This is a genomic window from Microbacterium sp. NPDC056052 (genome assembly GCF_042266785.1).
Lineage (GTDB): Bacteria > Actinomycetota > Actinomycetes > Actinomycetales > Microbacteriaceae > Microbacterium.
In genome coordinates, this window is record NZ_JBHJWV010000001.1 from 685,013 (window position 1) to 705,609 (window position 20,597).

17 protein-coding genes are annotated in these 20,597 nt (G+C 69.5%); 8 read left to right on the forward strand and 9 right to left on the reverse strand.

What is annotated here, in order from left to right; all coding sequences use genetic code 11:
• Positions 1-117: 117 nt before the first annotated feature.
• Positions 118-1,053, reverse strand: coding sequence for a proteasome assembly chaperone family protein (locus ACFC1J_RS03350; protein ID WP_375902429.1), 936 nt, complete (start codon positions 1,051-1,053; stop codon positions 118-120).
• A 110-nt stretch (positions 1,054-1,163) separates the two neighbouring features.
• Here ACFC1J_RS03350 and ACFC1J_RS03355 point away from each other — a divergent pair, with 110 nt between their 5' ends.
• From ACFC1J_RS03355 to sucB, 3 genes are all read left to right on the forward strand, one after another.
• Positions 1,164-2,642: a leucyl aminopeptidase gene (locus tag ACFC1J_RS03355; protein WP_375902431.1), complete on the forward strand. Its 1,479-nt coding sequence runs from the start codon at positions 1,164-1,166 to the stop codon at positions 2,640-2,642.
• Entirely contained in the window at positions 2,639-4,012 is a 1,374-nt protein-coding gene (gene lpdA, locus ACFC1J_RS03360; protein WP_375902433.1) for a dihydrolipoyl dehydrogenase, read from the forward strand. Before ACFC1J_RS03355 ends, lpdA begins: the two co-directional genes overlap by 4 nt.
• Before the next feature lie 97 nt (positions 4,013-4,109).
• Complete coding sequence (sucB, locus tag ACFC1J_RS03365) at positions 4,110-5,813, forward strand: 2-oxoglutarate dehydrogenase, E2 component, dihydrolipoamide succinyltransferase (RefSeq protein ID WP_375902435.1); 1,704 nt, start codon at positions 4,110-4,112, stop codon at positions 5,811-5,813.
• A gap of 7 nt (positions 5,814-5,820) precedes the next feature.
• Here the strand turns inward: sucB and ACFC1J_RS03370 are convergent, their stop codons facing one another.
• Positions 5,821-7,416 carry a hypothetical protein gene (locus ACFC1J_RS03370; RefSeq protein ID WP_375902437.1) on the reverse strand — a complete coding sequence of 532 codons (1,596 nt, stop codon included), beginning with the start codon at positions 7,414-7,416 and terminating at the stop codon, positions 5,821-5,823.
• Positions 7,417-7,571: 155 nt separating this feature from the next.
• Between ACFC1J_RS03370 and ACFC1J_RS03375 the strand changes: the two genes are divergently transcribed.
• On the forward strand, positions 7,572-8,282 hold the full coding sequence (locus ACFC1J_RS03375; protein ID WP_375902439.1) for a DUF4191 family protein: 711 nt from the start codon (positions 7,572-7,574) through the stop codon (positions 8,280-8,282).
• A 66-nt stretch (positions 8,283-8,348) separates the two neighbouring features.
• Here ACFC1J_RS03375 and ACFC1J_RS03380 read toward each other — a convergent pair whose 3' ends face one another.
• A complete protein-coding gene (locus ACFC1J_RS03380; protein ID WP_375902441.1) occupies positions 8,349-9,545 on the reverse strand; it encodes a RimK family alpha-L-glutamate ligase in 1,197 nt (398 codons plus the stop codon).
• A 17-nt stretch (positions 9,546-9,562) separates the two neighbouring features.
• Here ACFC1J_RS03380 and ACFC1J_RS03385 point away from each other — a divergent pair, with 17 nt between their 5' ends.
• Positions 9,563-10,054 (forward strand): ATP-dependent zinc protease, encoded by a 492-nt coding sequence (locus tag ACFC1J_RS03385; protein WP_375902443.1) that lies wholly within the window; start codon positions 9,563-9,565, stop codon positions 10,052-10,054.
• A 6-nt stretch (positions 10,055-10,060) separates the two neighbouring features.
• On the opposite strand, the gene ACFC1J_RS03390 is transcribed toward ACFC1J_RS03385, so the two are convergent.
• The 5 genes from ACFC1J_RS03390 to ACFC1J_RS03410 form a co-directional block, all read right to left on the reverse strand.
• A complete protein-coding gene (locus tag ACFC1J_RS03390) occupies positions 10,061-10,537 on the reverse strand; it encodes a GNAT family N-acetyltransferase (RefSeq protein ID WP_375902445.1) in 477 nt (158 codons plus the stop codon).
• Positions 10,538-10,602: 65 nt separating this feature from the next.
• Positions 10,603-11,031, reverse strand: a complete 429-nt coding sequence (locus tag ACFC1J_RS03395; RefSeq protein ID WP_375902446.1) for an RDD family protein — start codon at positions 11,029-11,031, stop codon at positions 10,603-10,605.
• Positions 11,032-11,137: 106 nt separating this feature from the next.
• Positions 11,138-11,839, reverse strand: coding sequence for a methionine ABC transporter permease (locus tag ACFC1J_RS03400; RefSeq protein WP_375902448.1), 702 nt, complete (start codon positions 11,837-11,839; stop codon positions 11,138-11,140).
• Positions 11,836-12,921 carry a methionine ABC transporter ATP-binding protein gene (locus tag ACFC1J_RS03405; protein ID WP_375902450.1) on the reverse strand — a complete coding sequence of 362 codons (1,086 nt, stop codon included), beginning with the start codon at positions 12,919-12,921 and terminating at the stop codon, positions 11,836-11,838. Before ACFC1J_RS03405 ends, ACFC1J_RS03400 begins: the two co-directional genes overlap by 4 nt.
• A gap of 5 nt (positions 12,922-12,926) precedes the next feature.
• Entirely contained in the window at positions 12,927-13,838 is a 912-nt protein-coding gene (locus ACFC1J_RS03410; RefSeq protein ID WP_375902452.1) for a MetQ/NlpA family ABC transporter substrate-binding protein, read from the reverse strand.
• A 222-nt stretch (positions 13,839-14,060) separates the two neighbouring features.
• Here ACFC1J_RS03410 and glnA point away from each other — a divergent pair, with 222 nt between their 5' ends.
• From glnA to ACFC1J_RS03425, 3 genes are all read left to right on the forward strand, one after another.
• Positions 14,061-15,485 (forward strand): type I glutamate--ammonia ligase, encoded by a 1,425-nt coding sequence (gene glnA, locus ACFC1J_RS03415; protein WP_375902454.1) that lies wholly within the window; start codon positions 14,061-14,063, stop codon positions 15,483-15,485.
• 401 nt (positions 15,486-15,886) lie between these two features.
• Positions 15,887-16,522, forward strand: coding sequence for a hypothetical protein (locus ACFC1J_RS03420; RefSeq protein WP_375902456.1), 636 nt, complete (start codon positions 15,887-15,889; stop codon positions 16,520-16,522).
• A gap of 244 nt (positions 16,523-16,766) precedes the next feature.
• Positions 16,767-18,221, forward strand: coding sequence for a YibE/F family protein (locus tag ACFC1J_RS03425; RefSeq protein ID WP_375902458.1), 1,455 nt, complete (start codon positions 16,767-16,769; stop codon positions 18,219-18,221).
• Here ACFC1J_RS03425 and ACFC1J_RS03430 read toward each other — a convergent pair.
• A complete protein-coding gene (locus ACFC1J_RS03430) occupies positions 18,218-20,566 on the reverse strand; it encodes a family 78 glycoside hydrolase catalytic domain (RefSeq protein WP_375902460.1) in 2,349 nt (782 codons plus the stop codon). The two genes, ACFC1J_RS03425 and ACFC1J_RS03430, sit on opposite strands and share 4 nt — an antisense overlap.
• Positions 20,567-20,597: the final 31 nt, after the last annotated feature.

A 20,597-nucleotide genomic window follows, 5' to 3' on the forward strand; every position in this document is an offset into this window, starting at 1 on the left:
GACCTTGCGGAATGGGTATTGACAACGGGTCGTCGGATAAGTATCGCACACTCTGCGCGCGCAGGTGCCTGATCCCGCGTTCCACGTGGATCCTCTCGGGACACTCCCGGAATCGGCTCAGATCCGGCCGTTCTTGTCCTCGTCGCCGCTCTGGCGCGTCGCCAGGAAGCGCTCCAGCTCCGCGGCCAGCTCATCGGCGCTGGGGAGGGAGCGCTCGTCGAACCCGGCAGGCGCCTCGTCCTCGAGGTCCAGGCCGGACATGTAGGCGTCGTAGCGGTGCTCGAGTGTCCGCACCATCTGCGCGAGCTCCTCGTTGTCGCGCACCTGCTCATCCACCCGCTCGAGATACTCCGTGCGCTTGTCCCGCAGCGCGTCCGTGAGCAGCACCAGCCCCGTGGCCGCCATCACCTTCTCCGCGGCGGTGAGCACCGCGTCCGGGTATTCAGTGTCGGCGAGGTAGTGCGGCACGAGCAGCACGAAGCTCGCGACGCTGCGCTCCGCCTGCACGAAGCGGTACTCCAACAGGTGCCCGGCCGTGCCCGGCACCTGGGTGCGCGGGCGCCACACGGAATGCGCGGCCGTGAGCTCCGCCCTGTTGCCGCTCGCCGTGACGCCGATCGGCCGCGTGTGCGGCACCGGCATCGCGATCGAGTGCACCCAGGTGACGGTGGAGACGTCGTATTCGGCGGCGAAGTCGAGGACGACGTCGGCGAAGGCGTTCCATGCGAAGTCGGGCTCGTAGCCGGCCAGCAGAAGGAAGGGCCGCCCGAGCGCGTCGTGCGCGAGCGACAGCTCCAGCCGGGCGGGCTTGAGCTCGGCGATGTGATCCTGATCGAAGGTCAGGACAGGGCGGCGCGCGCGGTAGTCCAGCAGCAGGTCGTTGTCGAAGACCAGTACGGGCTGCGGATCCGTCGTCTCCGCGAGGTGATCGATGAGCCCGGACACCGCGGATCCCGCGTCCGTGAAGCCGGTCAGCAGGATGACGAGCGGCAGGCCGGACGGCACGCCGCCGGGGTAGGCGACGCGTTCGTGGATCTCTCCGGAGATGGGCATGCCTCCATGCTACGAGTCGCCCCACCGGCCGGATCCGCTGAGCGCTGAGAGCGAACACGCGGAGAGCCCATCCTCTCCTCGCGCATCGTGCCGAACCTAGGATGGAAACCATGACGTCTCCTGCGCTCGAGCTGCACACAGGCGCTCCGGCGGACGCGAACGCAGATGCGGTCGTGCTCGTCGTCGCCGGTCTCACGGACACCCCGGAAGACCTGTCCCCCTTCTCCTCCACCCACGCCGCGCTGACCGCGGTCGGCTTCACCGGGAAGGCGGGCGCCTACACGCGGATCCCCGCCCCTGAGGTCGCAGACGTTCCGGTCGCCGTCGTGAGCGCCGGATCCGCCCCCGATGCGAACGCCGTGCGCGAGGCCGTCGGAGCTGCCCTGCGCACGCTCGCCGGCTTCGACCGCGTGTCCGTGCTGCTCGGCGACGCCGTCGCGGAGCACGCGCCGGCCGCCGCCGAGGGCGCGCTCCTGGGCGGATACCGCTTCGACGACTACCGCTCCGGCGACCAGCCGAAGCGTGCGGGGACGGTCGTGCTGCACGCCGCGCTCGCGGCGGACGATGTCGCGCATGCCACGGCGCTCGCCGAAGCGGTCGCGCTGACCCGGGATCTCGTCACCACGCCCGCAGAGTGGCTGGGCCCTGAGGATCTGGCGCACCGCGCCGTCGAGGAGCTCTCCGCGCTCGATGTGACCGTCGAGGTGCTCGACGAGACCGCCCTCGCCGCCGGCGGCTACGGCGGCATCCTCGGCGTCGGACAGGGATCCGACCGCCCGCCGCGCCTCGTGCGCCTCGACTACTCCCCCGCAGGGGCCGCCGGGCACATCGCCCTGGTCGGCAAGGGCATCACGTTCGACACCGGCGGCCTCTCCCTCAAGCCCCCGGCGAGCATGGTCGGCATGAAGACCGACATGGCGGGAGCGGCCAGCATCCTCGCCGCGACCAAGGCCGTCGCGGCCCTCGGTCTGCCGATCCGTGTGACCGCGTGGCTGTGCATCGCGGACAACATGCCCTCCGGCTCGGCGATCCGCCCCGGCGATGTGCTGCGCTTCGCCGACGGCCAGACCGTCGAGGTGCTCAACACGGACGCAGAGGGACGCCTCGTCCTCGCCGACGGTCTGGTGGCCGCGAGCCGGGAGAACCCGGACGTGATCCTCGACGTCGCCACCCTGACCGGCGCGATCATCGTCGCGCTCGGCATGCGTCACACCGGCGTCTTCGGAGACGACGACACCGTGCAGGAAGTGCTGGCCGCGGCATCCACGACCGGCGAGCTCGCGTGGCCGATGCCGCTTCCCGAACATATGGAGGACGAGCTGAAGTCGCCGATCGCCGACATGGTCAACGCCAAGATCGGCGACCCCGCAGGCGGTGCGCTCTTCGCCGGCCTGTTCCTGCGCCGCATGGTCGGGCGCACCTCCGACGAGGCCGACGCGCCCCGGATCCCCTGGGCCCACCTCGACATCGCCGGTTCGTCCGAGCACAAGGGCGCCCCCTACGGCTTCACCGACAAGGGCGCCACGGGCGCGATCGTGCGCACGCTGGTCGCCTTCGCCGAGGCGCGCGCGAACGGAGCACGCGCATGACCGCTCACGCCTTCGACATCGTGATCCTCGGCGGCGGCAGCGGCGGTTACGCCGCAGCCCTGCGCGCCGCCGAGCTCGGCAAGTCCGTCGCCCTGATCGAGAAGGACAAGGTCGGGGGCACCTGCCTGCACCGCGGCTGCATCCCGACCAAGGCGCTGCTGCACTCCGCGGAGATCGCCGACAACGTGCGCGACGCGGCCAAGTACGGCGTCGGCGCCTCCTTCGAGGGGATCGACCCGGCCGGCGTCCGCGCCTATCGCGAGGGCATCGTCGCGAAGAAGTACAAGGGCCTCGAGGGGCTCGTCAAGGCCCGTGGCATCACGGTCGTCGGCGGGGAGGGCACTCTGCGCGCCGATCGTTCCATCGCGGTCGGCGACGACGTGTACACCGGCGCCGACGTGATCCTCGCGACGGGCTCGTACAGCCGGTCGCTGCCTGGTCTGGAGATCGGCGGGCGGATCCTCACCAGCGAGCAGGCGCTCGCGCTCGAGGAGGTCCCGCAGCGCGTCGTCATCCTCGGCGGCGGCGTGATCGGCGTCGAGTTCGCCAGTGTCTGGCGCTCGTTCGGCGCGGAGGTCACGATCGTCGAGGCGCTCGATCACCTCGCCCCGAATGAGGATCTCGCGCTCAGCAAGGGCCTGGAGCGCGCGTTCCGCCGCCGCGGCATCACATACTCGCTGGGCGTGCGGTTCGCGAGCGCGACCCAGACCGAGGACGCCGTCACGGTCACCCTGGAGAACGGGACGACCTACGAGGCCGACTACCTGCTCGTCGCCGTCGGCCGCGGCCCGGCCACGGCGGGGCTCGGATTCGAGGAGGCCGGCGTCGTCATGGAGCGCGGCTTCGTGCTCGCCGACCCCGAGCTGCGCACGAACGTGGACCGCGTGTGGGCCGTCGGCGACATCGTGCCGGGGCTGCAGCTCGCCCACCGCGGTTTCCTGCAGGGCATCGCCGTCGCCGAGCGCATCGCCGGACTGACCCCCGCGGTCATTCCGGATGCGCAGATCCCGCGGGTCACCTACTGCAGCCCCGAGGTCGCCTCGGTCGGCGTCACCGAAGCCGCCGCGATCGAGGCTTTCGGCGCCGACGCGGTCGTCTCCTACGAGTACAACCTCGCCGGCAACGGCAAGAGCGAGATCATCGGCACGGGCGGACTCGTCAAGGTCGTGCGCCAGAAGGACGGTCCTGTTCTGGGCGTCCATCTGCTCGGCGACCGCGTCGGAGAGCTCATCACCGAGGGGCAGCTCGCGGTGAGCTGGGAGGCGCACCCCGAGGACATCGCGCCGCTGATCCATGCCCACCCGACCCAGAGCGAGGCGCTCGGTGAGGCGTTCCTCGCTCTCGCCGGCAAACCGCTTCACGCAATGTGAAATCTTTCTTACGCATCGTGGAATTCACAACTGGGCTGAACGCCGGGTTGCCCACTAAGCTGAACACCGTAACGATTTTTCCTAAGGAGACTCCGTCATGAGCACACCCGTGGTCCTTCCCGCCCTCGGCGAAAGCGTCACCGAGGGCACTGTGACCCGTTGGCTCAAGCAGGTGGGCGACACCGTCCGGGCCGACGAGGGCCTGCTCGAGATCTCGACCGACAAGGTCGACACCGAGATCCCCTCGCCGGTCAGCGGCGTGATCGAGGAGATCCTCGTCCACGAGGACGACACCGTCGAGATCGGCGCGATCCTCGCCCGCATCGCTGACGGCTCCAGCACCCCGGCCGCCGCCGAAGCCGCCCCCGCCGCCGCTCCGGCTCCAGCTGAGGCTGAGGCTGAGGCTGAGGCGCCCACGCCAGCCGCGGAGCCCGCACCTGTCGCGGCAGCACCCGCCGCGTCCTCGAACGCAACGGACGTCCGTCTCCCGGAGCTCGGCGAGAGCGTCACCGAGGGCACCGTGACCCGCTGGCTGAAGCAGGTCGGCGATGACGTGGCCATCGACGAGCCGCTTCTGGAGATCTCGACCGACAAGGTCGACACCGAGATCCCCTCGCCGGTCGCCGGCACGCTGCAGGAGATCCTCGCCGCCGAGGACGAGACCATCGCCGTCGGCGCTGTCCTCGCCCGTATCGGCAGCGGCGCTCCCGCCGCGGCAGCCCCCGCCGCTCCGGCACCGGCTGCCGAGCCCGCCCCGGCGCCCGCCGCCGCAGCTCCTGCACCCGCGCCTGCCGCAGCTCCCGCACCGGCGCCTGCTGCCGCACCGGCGCCTGCTGCCGCTCCTGCTCTCGCCGCGGCCCCGGCTCCCGCACCGGCTGCTCCGGCTGCCGACTCCGGATCCGACTCGCTGTACGTGACGCCGCTCGTGCGCCGCCTCGCCGCCGAGAAGGGCGTCGACCTGGCGTCCATCACCGGCACCGGCGTAGGCGGACGCATTCGCAAGGAGGACGTGCTGAACGCCTCTGCGGCTCCGGCCGCCGCGCCCGCCGCGGCCGCCGCGCCCAAGAAGGCTCGCGAGATCTCTCCGCTGCGCGGCACCACGCAGCCGATGTCGCGTCTGCGCAAGGTCCTCGCCGAGCGCGCGGTCGCGTCGATGCAGCAGACGGCTCAGCTGACCACGGTGGTCGAGGTCGATGTCACGAAGCTCGCCGCGTACCGCGACCAGGTGAAGGGGTCGTTCCAGCAGAAGACCGGCGACAAGCTGTCCTTCCTGCCGTTCTTCGCCCTCGCCGCCGCCGAGGCGCTGCAGGAGTTCCCGATCGTGAACGCCACGGTCGACGGCACCGATATCGTGTACCCGGCCTCGGAGAACATCTCCATCGCCGTGGACACCGAGCGCGGCCTGCTCACGCCGGTGCTGCGCGATGCCGCGTCGAAGAACGTCGCTCAGATCGCCCACGAGATCGCCGATCTCGCGGCCCGTACCCGCGACAACAAGCTGAAGCCCGACGAGCTGGCCGGCGGCACGTTCACGCTGACCAACACCGGTTCGCGCGGTGCGCTGTTCGACACCCCCGTGGTGTTCCTGCCGCAATCCGCGATCCTGGGCACCGGCATCGTCGTGAAGCGCCCCGGTGTGGTCACGGTCGACGGTCAGCAGGCCATCGCCGTGCGGTCCTACGTCTACCTCGCACTGTCGTACGACCACCGCACGATCGACGGAGCGGATGCCGCACGCTTCCTCTCGTCGGTGAAGACGCGCCTGGAGGATGCGGACTTCACGGCCCAGCTCGGCGCCTGAGGCCCTGTCACGGAGCCCCGGCTCCTTCGGATGGCGGATCCGCGATGTCGTACACATCGCGGATCCGCCATTCGGCGTTTCTGCGGATGATCACGACCATCTGAGCTTCTTCGCCGGATCCGTTCCGGATCGCGGCGATGTCGCCGTAGTCCTCGATCAGCTCCGCAGGCTCCTGCGCCCCACGCAGAGAGTGGGACGCCGCCGTGCCGCCATCCCACACCTCGGCGCAGGCCGGCTGCGGCGACGCCTCGCAGGTCCGCGCGGCGGCGATCAGCTCCGCGCCTGCTGCCGCAGGCTCCGACAGCGACGATGCCCCCGGCGCCCGGGGGCGCTCGTCGGATCCGGCCGGCGCTGCTCCCCGTTCGGCCGCCGCGCTCCTCGGCGCGGCGGCCGAAGGCGAACCGCTCGCCGACGGCACGACCTCCGCCGTCCGGGTCCTGCGCCCGGCCGCGTCGGCGCCGCCGGTGTCGGAGGGCCACAGCGCCCCGACCAGGGTGATGGCCACCGCCGCCGAGGCCGCGACGACCGCCGGCCCCCTCCACCGCCTGCGTCGCAGCGGCTGCTCCGACTGCAACCAGGACGATCGGTCGCGCACGCCTCGGCGGAGCGCGTTCAGATCCCTGCCGCGCGCTCGCGCATGCCCCGTGACATCTCGCAGAACGCGCATCGGTCCCTCCAGCGCAGAGCGGCCACGGCCTCCACGGAGCGCGCCTGCACGGGGAGCGGCACGTGCGCGCGGGAGCCTCGGCATCGCATGGTCGCTTCGCGGCCCGGTCCGCCGGGAGGCGACGGCACCCGCCCGTCCGGCAGTACGCAGCTCTGCGCGCCGTGGAGGACGTTCCCGCCGCAATGACACCGGCCGCGCGGGATCCTCCTCTCGGTCGTCCGCTGCGAACTCGTCCGCGATCATCCGCAGCGGCCGCGGCGCCGCGATCTCGAGCAGCTCCCGCTCCCAGCGGGCGGCCTCGGCGCGGAGGCGGCGCGGATCGTGCAGCGCCTCCGCGAGACGGGCCAGGATTCGCCGAAGCGCCCGATCCTCGATCCGTCCCTCCACATCGCGCAGCAGTCGCTCCCCGGTGTCGCGCACAGGCCCGTCTGCGTGCCGTCCCTCGCGCGCTTCGATCACGAAGACGGGCCGGGCCTCATCCGTGAGCCACCAGCTGCCGTGCGGTTCGCCCTCCCCGTCCATGCGCGCGTCGCGGAGCTCGCCGTCGCCGCGCCGACTGCGCCCGGCTTCGGGCAGCCCGTCTTCGAGCTCGAGGACCCCGCGCAGGACGCTGGCGGCGAGCGTGACCGCCTCGCCGTGCGAGATCCCGTCCGCCTCCCCCGCCTGCGCGAGAGAGGTGCGCACGGTCCGCACGCACCAGGGCAGCAGCACGTCCTGCCCGTCCGCCCGGAGCGCGACGTCGAGCGGTGCCGCCACGTGCTCGGCTCCCGCGAACGTCCACCCCACCCAGCCGCGCAGCCGCTCCGCATCCACCCGCACGGCCATGCCGCCGGTGCGCGTGACGAGATCGCCCTCGAACGGCCCCTCGTCCTCCGCGAGCGTCCGGATGGTGCGATGCGCGCCCGTCACGGTGATGCCCCTGCTGCGTTCCGTCATGCGCCCATCTCAGCGGGCCGGACACCTCCGTGACGCCGTGTCGCGCAATCCGTGTGCAGTCCGGAGCGCACGGATCCTGTGCAGGACCAAACTGTTCGCCCAGCGCGTGCCCGTCCGCGCCGTCACATGCGCGCGGAATCGGTAGGCTGGAGGGCATGGCAAAAAGTCCCTCCGCGACGGAGAAGCAGCCGGGCTTCTTCTCGCAGCTGCGCTCGCTCTTCCGCTTCACCCGGGAGATCTACCCGTGGCTGCCCTGGGCGCAGATCGCGCTCCTGGTCGTCGGCGTTCTCGTCGGCCTGATCGTCGGTTACCTGATCCCCCCGTTCCAGATCTGGAGCCTCGTGCTGTGGGGCATCACCGGTCTGCTGCTCGGTGTACTGGGCGCCATGTTCCTGATGACGCGCCTGTCCACGACCGCGATGTACCGCAAGATCGACGGCATGCCCGGCGCCGCCGGCCACGTGATCAGCACCTCGCTGGGGCGCAGCTGGCAGGGCTCCGAGGTGCCCGTGGGAGTGAACCCGAAGACGCAGGATGCGGTGTACCGCGCGATCGGCCGCGGCGGCATCGTGGTGATCGCCGAGGGTGCGCGCGGCCGCCTCACCCGCCTCGTCAAGGACGAGAAGACCAAGGCCATGCGCGTCGCGCAGGGCGTGCCCGTGAACGTCTTCTACGTCGGCCACGGCGAGGACGAGGTCTCGATCGACAAGCTCTCCAAGACCATCAAGAAGCTGCCCAAGGCCATCGACAACGCGACCATGGCCGCCGTGATCAAGCGCATGGAGTCCGTCTCCCAGTCCGTCGCCTCGCTCCCGATCCCCAAGGGGATCGACCCGCTCAAGACGCGCGCACCGCGTCCGCGCTGAGCCCTGACGCCACGAGCGCCCGGTCCCCCGTGGGGCCGGGCGCTCGTTCGTTCCGCGGTGGTCCGCTCAGGACGACGAGTCGGGCATGTGCTCCTTGGAGAGCTTGCGCACCTTGGCACGGCGACGACGCCGCTCCGGGATCATCGAGCGCATCTCGTCGAGCTTGCCGAAGCACAGCAACCGGTCCTCGTCCTCGAGCACCACGTGCTTGCGCGGGTTCGGGATGACGGTGACGCCGCGGTGCAGCGTGAGCACCGTGATGTCACGGTCCCACAGGCCGAGGTCGCCGAGCTGCTTGCCGACCTGCTCGGCTCCGGCGTGGATCACGAGCTCCGCCACCCCGTAGCCGGTGGAGACGCTCAGGCGCTGGCGCACGTCGATCTCAGGGAAGTTCACCTGGTTCGCGATGAAGTCGATGATGGCACCCGCCACGTCCAGCCCTGTGGCCGCCTCGATGCCCTGCAGGCCCGGCGAGGAGTTCACCTCCATGACGAGAGGTCCGTCCTCTCCCTCGAGCATGTCGACACCCGCCACGCGCAGGCCCATGATCTGCGCGGCGCGGACCGCGGTCTGCTCGTAGACCGGGTCGAGCTGGACGGCCTCGACCGTGCCGCCCCGATGCACGTTGGAGCGGAACTCGTCGCCGTTCGCGACCCGGCGCATCGCCGCGACCACGCGATCGCCGACCACGAGGGCACGGATGTCCCTGCCCCGGCTCTCCGAGATGAACTTCTGGATCAGGACGTTCTGCTTCGTGGAGTGCAGCGTCTCGATGATCGCCTCGGCGACCTTGACCTGAGGGGCGAGGATGACGCCGATCCCCTGTGTGCCCTCGAGAAGCTTGATCACGACGGGCGCCCCGCCGACCCGCTCGATCGCGGGACGCACGTCGGCACGGTTGCGCACGAAGGCGGTAGGGGGCATCGCGATGTTGTGCCGCGAGAGGATCTGGTTCGCGCGGAGCTTGTCCCTGGCGCTCGAGATGCCGTTCGCGGTGTTCGGCGTGTAGACGTCCATCTGCTCGAACTGCCGGACGACGGCCGTGCCGAAGTACGTGATCGAGTTTCCGATGCGCGGCAGGATCGCGTCGTAGTCGCTCAGCCGGCGGCCACGGAAATGCAGATCCGGTTCATCCGCGGTGAGGTCGATCGCGAAGCGCAGGGTGTTCAGCACCTTGATCTGATGCCCGCGCTGAATCGCGGCGGCACGGAGGCGCTGGGTCGAGTAGGAGTGCGGGGCGCGCGAGAGCACGGCGAGCTTCACGGTGATTTCCTGCCAGGATGTGTGTTGTGGACCGACCTACTCATTCAAGCACCCTAATCGGGTGGCGGGAGTGGGTGTCCCTGCCCGACGTCGGAATCCCCTGGATCAAGGCGAAGGTCGACACCGGGGCCCGGAGCTCGTCGCTGCACGCGCAGCACATCCGCGAATTCGAGCGCGACGGCGTCCCCTGGGTGCGGTTCGACGTCCGCCCCTGGCAGGGCGCGCACGAACTCGTCCCCGTGGAACTGCCGGTTTTCGACCGCCGGGACGTGCGCTCGTCGTCGGGGCACGCGCAGAGCCGTCTGGTCGTCCTGCTGGACCTCGTGCTGGTCGGCCACAGGGTCACCGCGGAGGTCACCCTCAGCAACCGGAGCGAGATGGGCTTCCGGATGCTGATCGGCCGCGAGGCGCTGCGTCAGGGCTTCACGATCGATCCTGCGCGCTCGTTCCTGGGCGGTAAGGCCCCGAAGACGTTCCGCCGCCTCAACCGGGGCCACACCGCCGCCTGAGCCCCGCTACAGGGACTTGCGCATCTGCTGCGTGACCACCTCGTAGCCGGCGGATCCGTAGAGCGCGATCGCGGTGCGATTGCCGCCAAAGACGTTCAACTCGAGCGCATCCGCCCCGTGCCGGCGCGTCTCCGCCTCGACCGCCTGCAGGAGCGCACGACCGAGGCCTTCTCCACGCCGCCCGGCGATCACCTCGATGTCGTAGAGGAACGCCACTCCCGGTGCGCCGCGCGGATGATCCAGAGCGACCCAGGCACGACCGATCGGCGCACCGGACTCGTCGATGCCGCGCAGCACCAGCATGCGATCCGTGGCGGGGCCGTCGGGCAGCAGCTCGGCGTTCTCCTCCTTGGCACGCTCGACCGCGCCCTCCGATGCCCACCGACCGGCGAGGACCTGCTCTTCGGCATACTCCCGAGCGAGCTCGTCGAGCCAGGCATCGCACTCGACGTCGGTCATGATTCGGACGGTCAGGACAGGCATGAAGGCATCCTCTCAGATCGCGGCATCACACGGATCCGCACCCGGACCTGTGGGCGAGAATGCTCTCAAGCGCGGATGAGGACGGTTCCGACCGCCTTGTCGTGCAGACCGCGCTGATCGGCATCGAAGATGACCGCGGGGATGACGAAGACGAGCAGCACCGTGCGCACGATCGGACGCCACAGGCCGACCCAGGCGCCGTTCAGCATGACCAGGCGAAGGCCCACGATGCGGTGCCCAGGGCTGCCGCCGATCGTCGGGATGAACAGGATCTGCAGCACCGCGAACACGATCATCGGCGCGAACTGGGTGATGCCCGCTTCCTTCGGGAACGCGAACTGCTGGAACCCGAGGAAGGCGGTGGCGATGAGGGACGCCGCCGCGTAGTCGATCGCGAGAGCCGCGATGCGGCGCCCGATCCGGCCGACGCTGCCGGTACCGGTCTTGGGGAGGCCGAGACGTTCCCCGGGGTAGGTCTGCGCGGTGTCGGACATCCCTCCAGCCTAGGCGACGCGCCCCGCTCGTCTCGTCTGCGCTCTGGCCCGTGCGAGGCACGCCCGTCCTGTCCGCGAGGCCGGACGGGCGGGGCGAGGAAGCCCCTCAGCGGCTCAGAATCCGCTGCGCCAGCCGGTTGCCGAAGAACTGTCCCGCCTGCACGATCACGACGATGATCGCGACCGTGACCCAGGTCGCCTGCGCGTCGAACTGCTGGTAGCCGTACAGGATCGCGAAGTTGCCGAGCCCGCCTCCGCCGATGTAGCCGGCCATCGCCGACATGTCGACCACGGCGATGAACATGAAGGTGTAACCGAGGATCAGCGGGGCGAGCGCTTCCGGGATGACGACCGTGAACAGGATCGAGATCCGGCGGGCTCCGATCGCGCTCGCCGCCTCCACGATGCCAGGATCCACCGCGACCAGATTCTGCTCCACCACGCGCCCGATCACCACCGCGGCCATGATCGTCATCGGGACGATCGCTGCGGCGGTGCCGAGCGTCGATCCCACCACCGCCTTCGTCACGGGGGCGACCGCGGTCAGGAAGATGATGAACGGGATCGGCCGGATCAGGTTCACGACGAGGTTCAGCGCGTGGAACAGCACCGCGTTCTGGAACAGGTTCCCCGGGCGGGTCGCGTAGAGGAGCGCACCGAGGAGGAGACCGGCGAGACCTCCGATCACGAGCGTGACGACGACCATGACGACCGTCTCCTGCACCGACTGGAGCAGAACCGGTGCGAGGGATCCCCAGTCCGACGAGGGGACCAGGAGCGCGGAATGCGCTGCGAAGGCGACGCTCATCGAGGATCATCCCCCGGCGTCGGCACGGCGTCCTCGAGCAGCCGTGTGTCCTCGAGCAGCACGGCCCGCGTTCGCGCGGAGAGCTCCGCCGCGATCCGCGCGACGACCGTACGGTCGGCGTCGATCCGGTAGGTGAGCGTGCCGAGCTGCTGGCCGCGGATGTCCGTCACGCCGCCGTAGACGACCGTGCCGCGCACGCCGTGCCGGTCCAGCACGCCCGTGATGTCGTCGCTCGTGACTTCGTTCACGTCAACGCTGAGCAGCTCACCCCCACGAGCCCTGAGCGCCTCCAGCGTCTCCCCCTGGGGCACCCCCTGGGTGACCGCGTCGACGAAGCGCGCGGTCAGTGCGGCACGGGGGTGCGCAAACACCCGATACGTGTCACCGTGATCCACGATCCTCCCCTGGTCCATCACGATGACCCGATCGCACAGCTCGTGCACGATCGAGATCTGATGCGTGATCACCACCATCGTGATTCCCAGGCGGCGATTGATCTCGCGGAGCAGATCCAGCACCTCCGCGGTGGTCTGCGGATCCAATGCGCTGGTCGCCTCGTCCGCGAGCAGCAGTTCAGGGCTCGTCGCGATGGCGCGCGCGATGCCGACCCGCTGCTTCTGGCCTCCGGAGAGCCGACGGGGCCGCTGGCCCGCCTTGTCCGCGAGGCCGACGAAGTCCAGGAGCTCGGTGACCCGTGCGTCGATATCGGCCCTGCTCCAGCCGGCGACCCGCAGCGGATACGCGACGTTGCCGCGCACCGTGCGCGCGTTGAAGAGGTTGAACTGCTGGAAGATCATGCCGATGCGCCCGCGCAGACCTCGCAGCTCTGCCGTGGAGGCGCGACCGACATCCACGCCGAGAACGCGCACGGCCCCCGAGGACGGTCGCTCCAGCCCGTTGATGAGACGCACCAGTGTCGACTTGCCGGCGCCGGAGTAGCCGATGACGCCGACGATCGAGCCGGGCTCGACCGTGAAGCTCGCATCCTCCACGGCGACGAACCCGCCGGAGGCCCGGGATCGCCCCGAACCTCCGGCAGGATACGCCTTGGAGACGGCATCGAACGAGATGACCGATGCCATCCTGCTCAGCCCTTGGCCTTGAGCGCGGCCTGCAGCGAGGTGAGCTCCTCCCCCAGCTTCGCCGTCGTCCAACTCGTCTGGAACTTCAGGTTCTTCTGGTTGAGCGCCGTGACAGCCGCCTCGACTTCGGGCGAGTGATACGCCGCCACGAGCTTCGCCCAGCGCGGATCGTCCTTCTCGTCGGCGCGGGTGACGAACACGTTGATGTACGGGGCGAGCTTCGGATCGTCGAGGTTCTCCTTGAAGACGATCAGGTCGTCGCCGAGGCCGCCCTTCTGCGCCTGGGTGTTGTTCACCACGGCCGCCTGGGCGCTACCGTCCTTGAGCGCGGTGACCGTCTGATTGGCGTCGACCGGCTTGAGCGTGATCGACGAGCTCACCACTTCGTCCGGCGTGGCCAGCGCGCTGCCGCCGTCCTTCAGTGTGAGCAGACCGGCCTTCTGCAGGTTGAGCAGCGCGCGGGCCAGGTTCGTCGGATTGTTCGGAACCGCGACCGTGGCCCCCTCCGGCAGGTCCTTCACGTCGTGGTACTTCTCGGAATAGAGCGCGAGCGGATAGACCGCGGTCGCGCCGACGGGGACCAGCGTGCCGCCGTTCTTGACGTTGAACTGCGACAGGAAGATCAGATGCTGGAACAGGTTCACGTCCAGCGCGCCGTCCTGGACGCCCTGGTTCAGCTGCACGCCGTCGGCGAGGGTGCGCACCTCGAGGTCGATGCCCTCGGACTTGAGCTTGCCCTTCAGGATCGTCCAGTACTGCTCGTTCCCGTCATCGGTGCCGATCACGATGTGCTTCGCATCGGACGCGGACGATGACGACGACGCGGCGGATCCTGGCGCACAGCCGGCGAGCGCCATCATCCCGACGGCCGTGACGGCGAGGGCGGACAGAAGGCGGTTCGCTCGGTGCGTTGTCATGCCCAGGATCGAACCATCGTCGGAGCCTCCGCCGCTCGCCGGCGCGACACGCTCCGTCATCCATGGCCACACGACGAAACACGGGAAGGATCCTCCGACGCGGTCGCAGCGGACCCCTGAGGCGTAACACGCCCGAAACATTCCAGACACGATCGCGTCATCCCCCCCTCGTAACCTGCTTGCAGGTCGCTCGACCGCACCCGTTCCTCCAGGAGTTGATGCATGTTCACCACCCCCGCCGACGTGCTCGCGTACATCCGCGACAACGACGTCAAGTTCCTCGACATCCGCTTCACCGACCTGCCCGGCGTGCAGCAGCACTTCAACATCCCTGCAGCGACGGTCGACGAGGACTTCTTCGTCAACGGTCAGCTCTTCGACGGCTCCTCGATCCGCGGCTTCGCGTCGATCCACGAGTCGGACATGCAGCTCATCCCCGACGTCACCACGGCGTACGTCGACCCGTTCCGCGAGGCGAGCACGCTCGTCATGCTGTTCGACATCTACAACCCGCGCACGGGCGAGATCTACAGCAAGGACCCGCGCCAGGTCGCCAAGAAGGCCGAGAAGTACCTCGCCTCGACCGGGATCGCCGACACCGCCTACTTCGCCCCCGAGGCCGAGTTCTACATCTTCGACGACGTGCGCTACTCCGTCACCGCGGGCGAGAGCTTCTACAAGGTCGACTCCGAGGAGGCCGCGTGGAACAGCGGCCGCGAGGAGGAGGGCGGCAACCTCGGCAACAAGACGCCGTTCAAGGGCGGCTACTTCCCCGTCGCGCCGGTGGACAAGACCGCCGATCTGCGCGACAACATGACGCTCAACCTCATCGACGCGGGCTTCCACCTCGAGCGCTCCCACCACGAGGTCGGCACCGCCGGTCAGCAGGAGATCAACTACCGCTTCGACACCATGGTGCATGCGGCCGACGACATCCTGAAGTTCAAGTACATCATCAAGAACACCGCCGAGGAGTGGGGCAAGACGGTCACGTTCATGCCGAAGCCGCTGTTCGGCGACAACGGATCCGGCATGCACACGCACCAGTCCCTGTGGCTGGACGGCAAGCCGCTGTTCTTCGACGAGAACGGCTACGGCCAGCTCAGCGACACCGCCCGCTGGTACATCGGAGGCCTCCTCAAGCACGCGCACGCCGTGCTGGCCTTCACCAACCCGACGCTGAACAGCTACCACCGCCTGGTGAAGCACTTCGAGGCGCCGGTCAACCTGGCCTACTCCGCCGGAAACCGCTCGGCCGCGATCCGCATCCCGCTCACGGGCTCCAACCCGAAGGCCAAGCGCATCGAGTTCCGCGTGCCGGACGCCTCGGGCAACCCGTACCTCGCCTTCGCCGCGCAGCTCATGGCCGGCCTCGACGGCATCCGCAACCGCATCGAGCCGCTCGAGCCGATCGACAAGGACCTCTACGAGCTTCCCCCCGAGGAGGCCAAGAACATCCCGCAGGTGCCGAACTCGCTGCTGGACTCGCTCGAGGCGCTCCGCGCCGACCACGACTTCCTCCTCGAGGGCGGCGTGTTCACGAAGGAGCTCATCGAGACCTGGATCTCGTACAAGTACAACAACGAGATCCTCCCGATGGCGCAGCGCCCGCACCCGTACGAGTTCGAGCTCTACTTCGGCGTGTAGCGAGATTCCGCGGTAGAACTGGGGCTAGTCCGCAGACAGTCCGCAAAATCTCAAGAACCCGTCTCAGCGTCCCCCGGCTGAGGCGGGTTCTTTCGTGCTTCCAGCACGGCTGCGACGCGGTCTGCAAGGACTCGTCGCGGACCGGTCACAGGTGACCGAGCGTGGTCTTTGCCGAAGCCTGCCGAAGTCGCGCCTCGGCCATCTTCAGCGAGCCACAGGCCCTCAAAGCCGATCAACGCAGCGGGTCTAGGCGAATCCAAGTAGCGATCAGTGCGCGACGAATATGGAACAGATCACGCCCCCTTGCAACCTGGCGGATCGGGGACGTCCGACGATGCCCTCAACAGCGGAACCGCAGTCGACATGCCGGCTTCGCCCGACGCGATTTCAGGGGGTAATGGATGTCTCAGAACGATTCTAAGCTCGTCAAGCGGCGTACGGTGTTGAAGGGTGCCGCGTGGTCGGCGCCTGTGGTGGCCGCCGCTGCTGCGATGCCCGTGTCCGCCGCGAGCGTCACGAATCCCGGATGCGGGTGTCTGCAAGTCGGGTCGCTGGGCGCGTTCACGGCTCAGGCAGTCACGGTCCTGAACCTCGGAACCGTCACCGGAACCATGGCATACAACCTGGACAGCACAGGCTGTGACACCGGCTTCTTCAAGCCCGCGTACACGATCGTCGGCGTCGGTGGGACGATCTCGTTCAGCGATGGGACGAGCAACCAGTTCACCGTCGGAGCGACGACCGGTGCAGGAACGATCGGGCAGATCAGTGCCTTCGACTCGACGTTCTCCGTGATCGGGCAGATCAATATGCCCGACGACGCCATCCCGCCATACTCCCCGAAGGTGCCGACACGCGTCTGCTTCACGTTCACGGCGATCTTCATCCCGATCCTCCCGCTCCCGCAGATCGAATGCACCTACCAGCTCTGCTATGACATCACCAGCCCGTCCAGCCTCGGCACCATCATCCTCGGTACGGGAACGGTCAACTGGAGCGACCTCACTCCCAGCAACCCCGTGCTGACCCCCCAGTAGTCGCAGGCGCTCGTACCGCCGCGCTCTGCGACGCCCCGTGGCCCTCTGCTGCCGTCTTCTCTTCGAGGAAGCGCGGCAGCAGAGGGCCGCGTCTTTCTCAGGAGTTCGAGCTCTCCTACGGCGTCTGAGTCCGCAGACTCTCGAGAATAGGCCCGCCGCGCGAGCGCCTCGACGCGCGCACCGGCATGCGCGCCTGAGCACGCTCCGAGGCTTAACGTTGCCCAGGGGGCGGAGGAGGACTGCGATGGGCCACGGACACGCGCACTCGTCGTCGACACCCCGGTACGTCGCGGTCGCACGGACTCCCAAACGAATACTGCTGACGATCCTGGTCGTCATCGGAGTGACCACGATCGTGGGGCTGCTCCTCCTCTGGCCTGCCGGCGGAGCACCCGCCGGTCCGGTGCCCGGCGCGACCTCGGCTCAGGGGGCGACCTACCCGACGGGCGAGATCCTCCAGATCACACCACGGTGCGGCGTCGCCCCGTCCGCAGGCGGATCGGGCCTGGCGGGCGGCACCGGATCCCCCGACGGATCCGGCAGCCCATCAGGCGCCTCCGGCTCCGCCGGCGGCGGATCGGGGACGGGCGCAGCAGCAGGACCCGCTCCGGCCTGCGCCATCGCGAAAGTCAAGGTCGAATCGGGCCAGCGTGCGGGCGACACGGTCACCATCATGCTGAACGGCCCGTTCGCCCGTGCCGGGCTCCGCCCCGGGGATCGGCTCGAGCTCATGGACGTCCGGCTCCCCGCCAACCCCGGCGTCGTGCAGCCGGGAGGGGTCGATCCCGGGATCTCGGCGTTCGGCGTCGTGCGGACCATCCCGCTGGCGGTGTGGGTGGGGCTGTTCGTCGTGATCGTCGTGGCCGTCGGGCTTCTCCGCGGCCTGCTCTCGCTCATCGGGCTGGTGTTCAGCGGAGCGATGATCGTGATGTTCATGCTTCCTGCGCTGCTGCATGCGGGACCTGCGATCCCCATCGCGCTCGTCGCCTCCTCAGCGATCCTCTACGTCGTGCTGTACCTCGCCCACGGCGTCTCCATGCGCACGAGCGCTGCGCTGGCGGGGACGCTGGCCGGAGTGGCCGTCACCGCACTCCTCGCGCAACTCGCCGTGAGCACCACCCGGCTCAGCGGCATCGATGAGAGCGCCGGCTTCCTGGCCCCGATGGTGCCGCAGGTCGACTTCCAGGGGCTGCTCACCTGCGCGATCATCATCGCCGGGCTCGGCGTGCTCAACGACGTGACCATCACGCAGAGCTCCTCGGTGTGGGAGCTGCGCGCGGTCGCCCCCGAACTCTCCCGCCGGCAGCTCTTCGGACGGGCCATGCGCATCGGGCGCGATCACATCGCATCCACGATCTACACGATCGTGTTCGCGTACGTCGGGGCATCGCTGAGCGTCGTGCTCCTGCTCTATGTCTACAACCAGCCGATGCTGAACCTGCTGAGCCTCGAGGACATCGCCACCGAGATCGTCCGCACCCTGTGCAGCGGCATCGGACTCGTGCTCGCGGTTCCGTTCACCACAGCCATCGCCGTGGCTCTGGTCCCCCCGAACTCAGCTGCGGGCGACGGAGGCCTCTCGGTCCAGGAACTGCACGAGGACGATGTCGCGAAGGTCGAGTGGCTGCGCACGCTCCGCACCGTGGAGAGCCCGCTCTTCCCCTCCGCGGACGCAAGAACCGTCGACGAGCGGGCCTAGCCCGCCGACTCCCCCGCCGAAGTCCCCGACAGCACTCGCGCAGCGCTCCGAGCGATGCACGCCGGGAACGGCTCACTCCACTCGTGCGTGCCCGTGCCCACCTCGGCCGTGAAGCCCGATGGCAGCGACACCTCGGCAGTCACGCCCTCAGGGAGCGTCGCCACCACCCGCAGCACGCCGTCATCCACGCTCCACCCGGTCGCGATCCTGCCGTGGCGCGACTCCAGCGCAGTCTCGGCCGACGTCAACCCCGCTGAGGGCGGCCGCGGCGCGATGCGGACGCGGGCATACCCCGGTGCGGCGGGCGCGAGACCCGCGACGACACGGTGCAGCCACGTCGCGACGGCACCGAACGCGTAGTGGTTGAAGCTCGTCATCTCGCCGGGGTTGATCGTGCCATCCGGCAGCATCGAGTCCCAGCGCTCCCACATCGTCGTCGCGCCCATCGTGACCGGGTACAGCCAGGAGGGGCAATCCTCCTGCAGCAGCAGTCGGTAGGCGGTCTCCAGGTCGCCCGTCTCCGACAGCGCCGTGAGGATGAACGGCGTTCCGGCGAAGCCCGTTGTGATGACGTGCCCGGCCTCCGCGACGAGTTCCGCCAGCCGATCTCCCGCGGCCGCCCGGTCGGTCCCGTCCAGCAGCCCGAAGACGATCGCGAGCGCGTACACGGTCGGTGCATCGCTGTGGATCCGGCCGTCGCTCACCCAGTGCTCGACGAAGGCGTCCCCGATCCGCGCCGCCAAGGCGTCGAACTCCGCCGCGTCGTCGTCCCTGCCGAGCACGCACGCGGCATCGCGCGCGATCATGACGGAGCGGTGCACGCACGCGGTGGCGACGACCGCGGGATCCGCTTTCGCCATGTGCGGCGCGTCCGGCGGCGCCGTCGGATCCAGCCAGTCGCCGAGCTGGAAGCCGCCCTCCAGCAGACCCCGCGGAGACAGGGCCGCGCCCACACGGCGGACGTGCCCGGTCATCGAGGCGTACTGATCCGCGAGAACGCTCGCGTCCCCGTAGGCCTCGTACATCGCCCAGGGCACCCAGCACGCCGCATCGTTCCAGAGTGCGATGACGAGGCTCGACCCCATCGCCGCGGCCATCGCGCCGATCTCCTCGTACTTCAGGTTGTCCGGCACCACGATCGGGATGCGGCCGTCGGCGTGCTCCTGCTCGACGGCGAGATCGCGCAGCCAGTCGGCGAGGAACGCCTCCGCGTCGTAGAGATAGACCGCGGTCTCCGCGAAGGCGGCGAGGTCCCCCGTCCACCCCAGTCGCTCATCCCGCTGCGGGCAGTCGGTGGGGACATCCACGAAGTTGCCACGCATGCCCCAGACGATGTTCTCGTGCAGGCGGTTCAGGAGCGGATGCGAACTGCGGAAGGTTCCGGTGCGGATCAGATCGGATCCGATCACGACCGCCCGCAGCGCCGCGCCGAGGTCGTCATCGGCGCCGGACCATCCGGAGACCTCCACGTAGCGGAACCCGTGGAACGTGAGCGTGGGCTCGAACACGTCGTCGGCGCCGGACAGCACGAAGACGTCGGTCGCCCGCGCCCGACGCAACGGCCGCGTGCCCAGCTCCTCCTCATCGAGCACTTCGGCGTGGCGCACGGTGATCTCCTGGCCCGCGATTCCGCGCACCGTCAGCCGGGTCCATCCGACGAGATTCTGCCCGAAGTCCGCGAGCAGAGCGCCCGCCGGCGACCGCCAGACCCGGATCGGCGCGATCTCCTCCTGCCGGCGGACCGGCGGAGAGGTGTAAGCAGTGAGGCGCGCGGCATCGAAGGGCACGACCTTCACTCCCCCCTCTCCCGGCCGCGAAGCAGCGGCGAAACGATCAGCTGCCCCGACGAGGCGCCGGTCGATCCGCTGCCCGTCGTAGAGGTCATCGGCGGTCGTCTCGGTGGGCAGCGAGGTCCAGGTCTCGTCAGTCCCGACCGTCTGGACGTGGCCGTCCGCGAACAGGATCCGCAGTTCGATGAGCACAGCGCGCTCCGCGCCGTACACCTCGCTGTTGCCGTCCCATCCGAGATGCCCGGAGTACCAGCCCGATCCGATGACCGCCTCGATCACCGCCCGGTCGTCCGGCAGCCCGACGAGCAGAGGCGTCGCATCCCACTGCGCATATCGCAGCCGCCACTCGTAGCTGGTCCAGCCGGGTGTCAGCACGTCCGGCGAGACGGGCACGCCGTTCACCCGCACCTCGCACACGCCGAGTGCGGTCGCCAGCACCTCCGCGCGCACCACCGCTCCGTGATCCTGGTCGAGCACGAACACACGGCGGACGGCGGGGGCGCCGTCGATCGGCCGGTCGGGGGTGATCATGAGGGCGGTGGGTGGCGTTGTCACGTGCTGTCCTTCTCGGTGGGTCGTCCGAGGC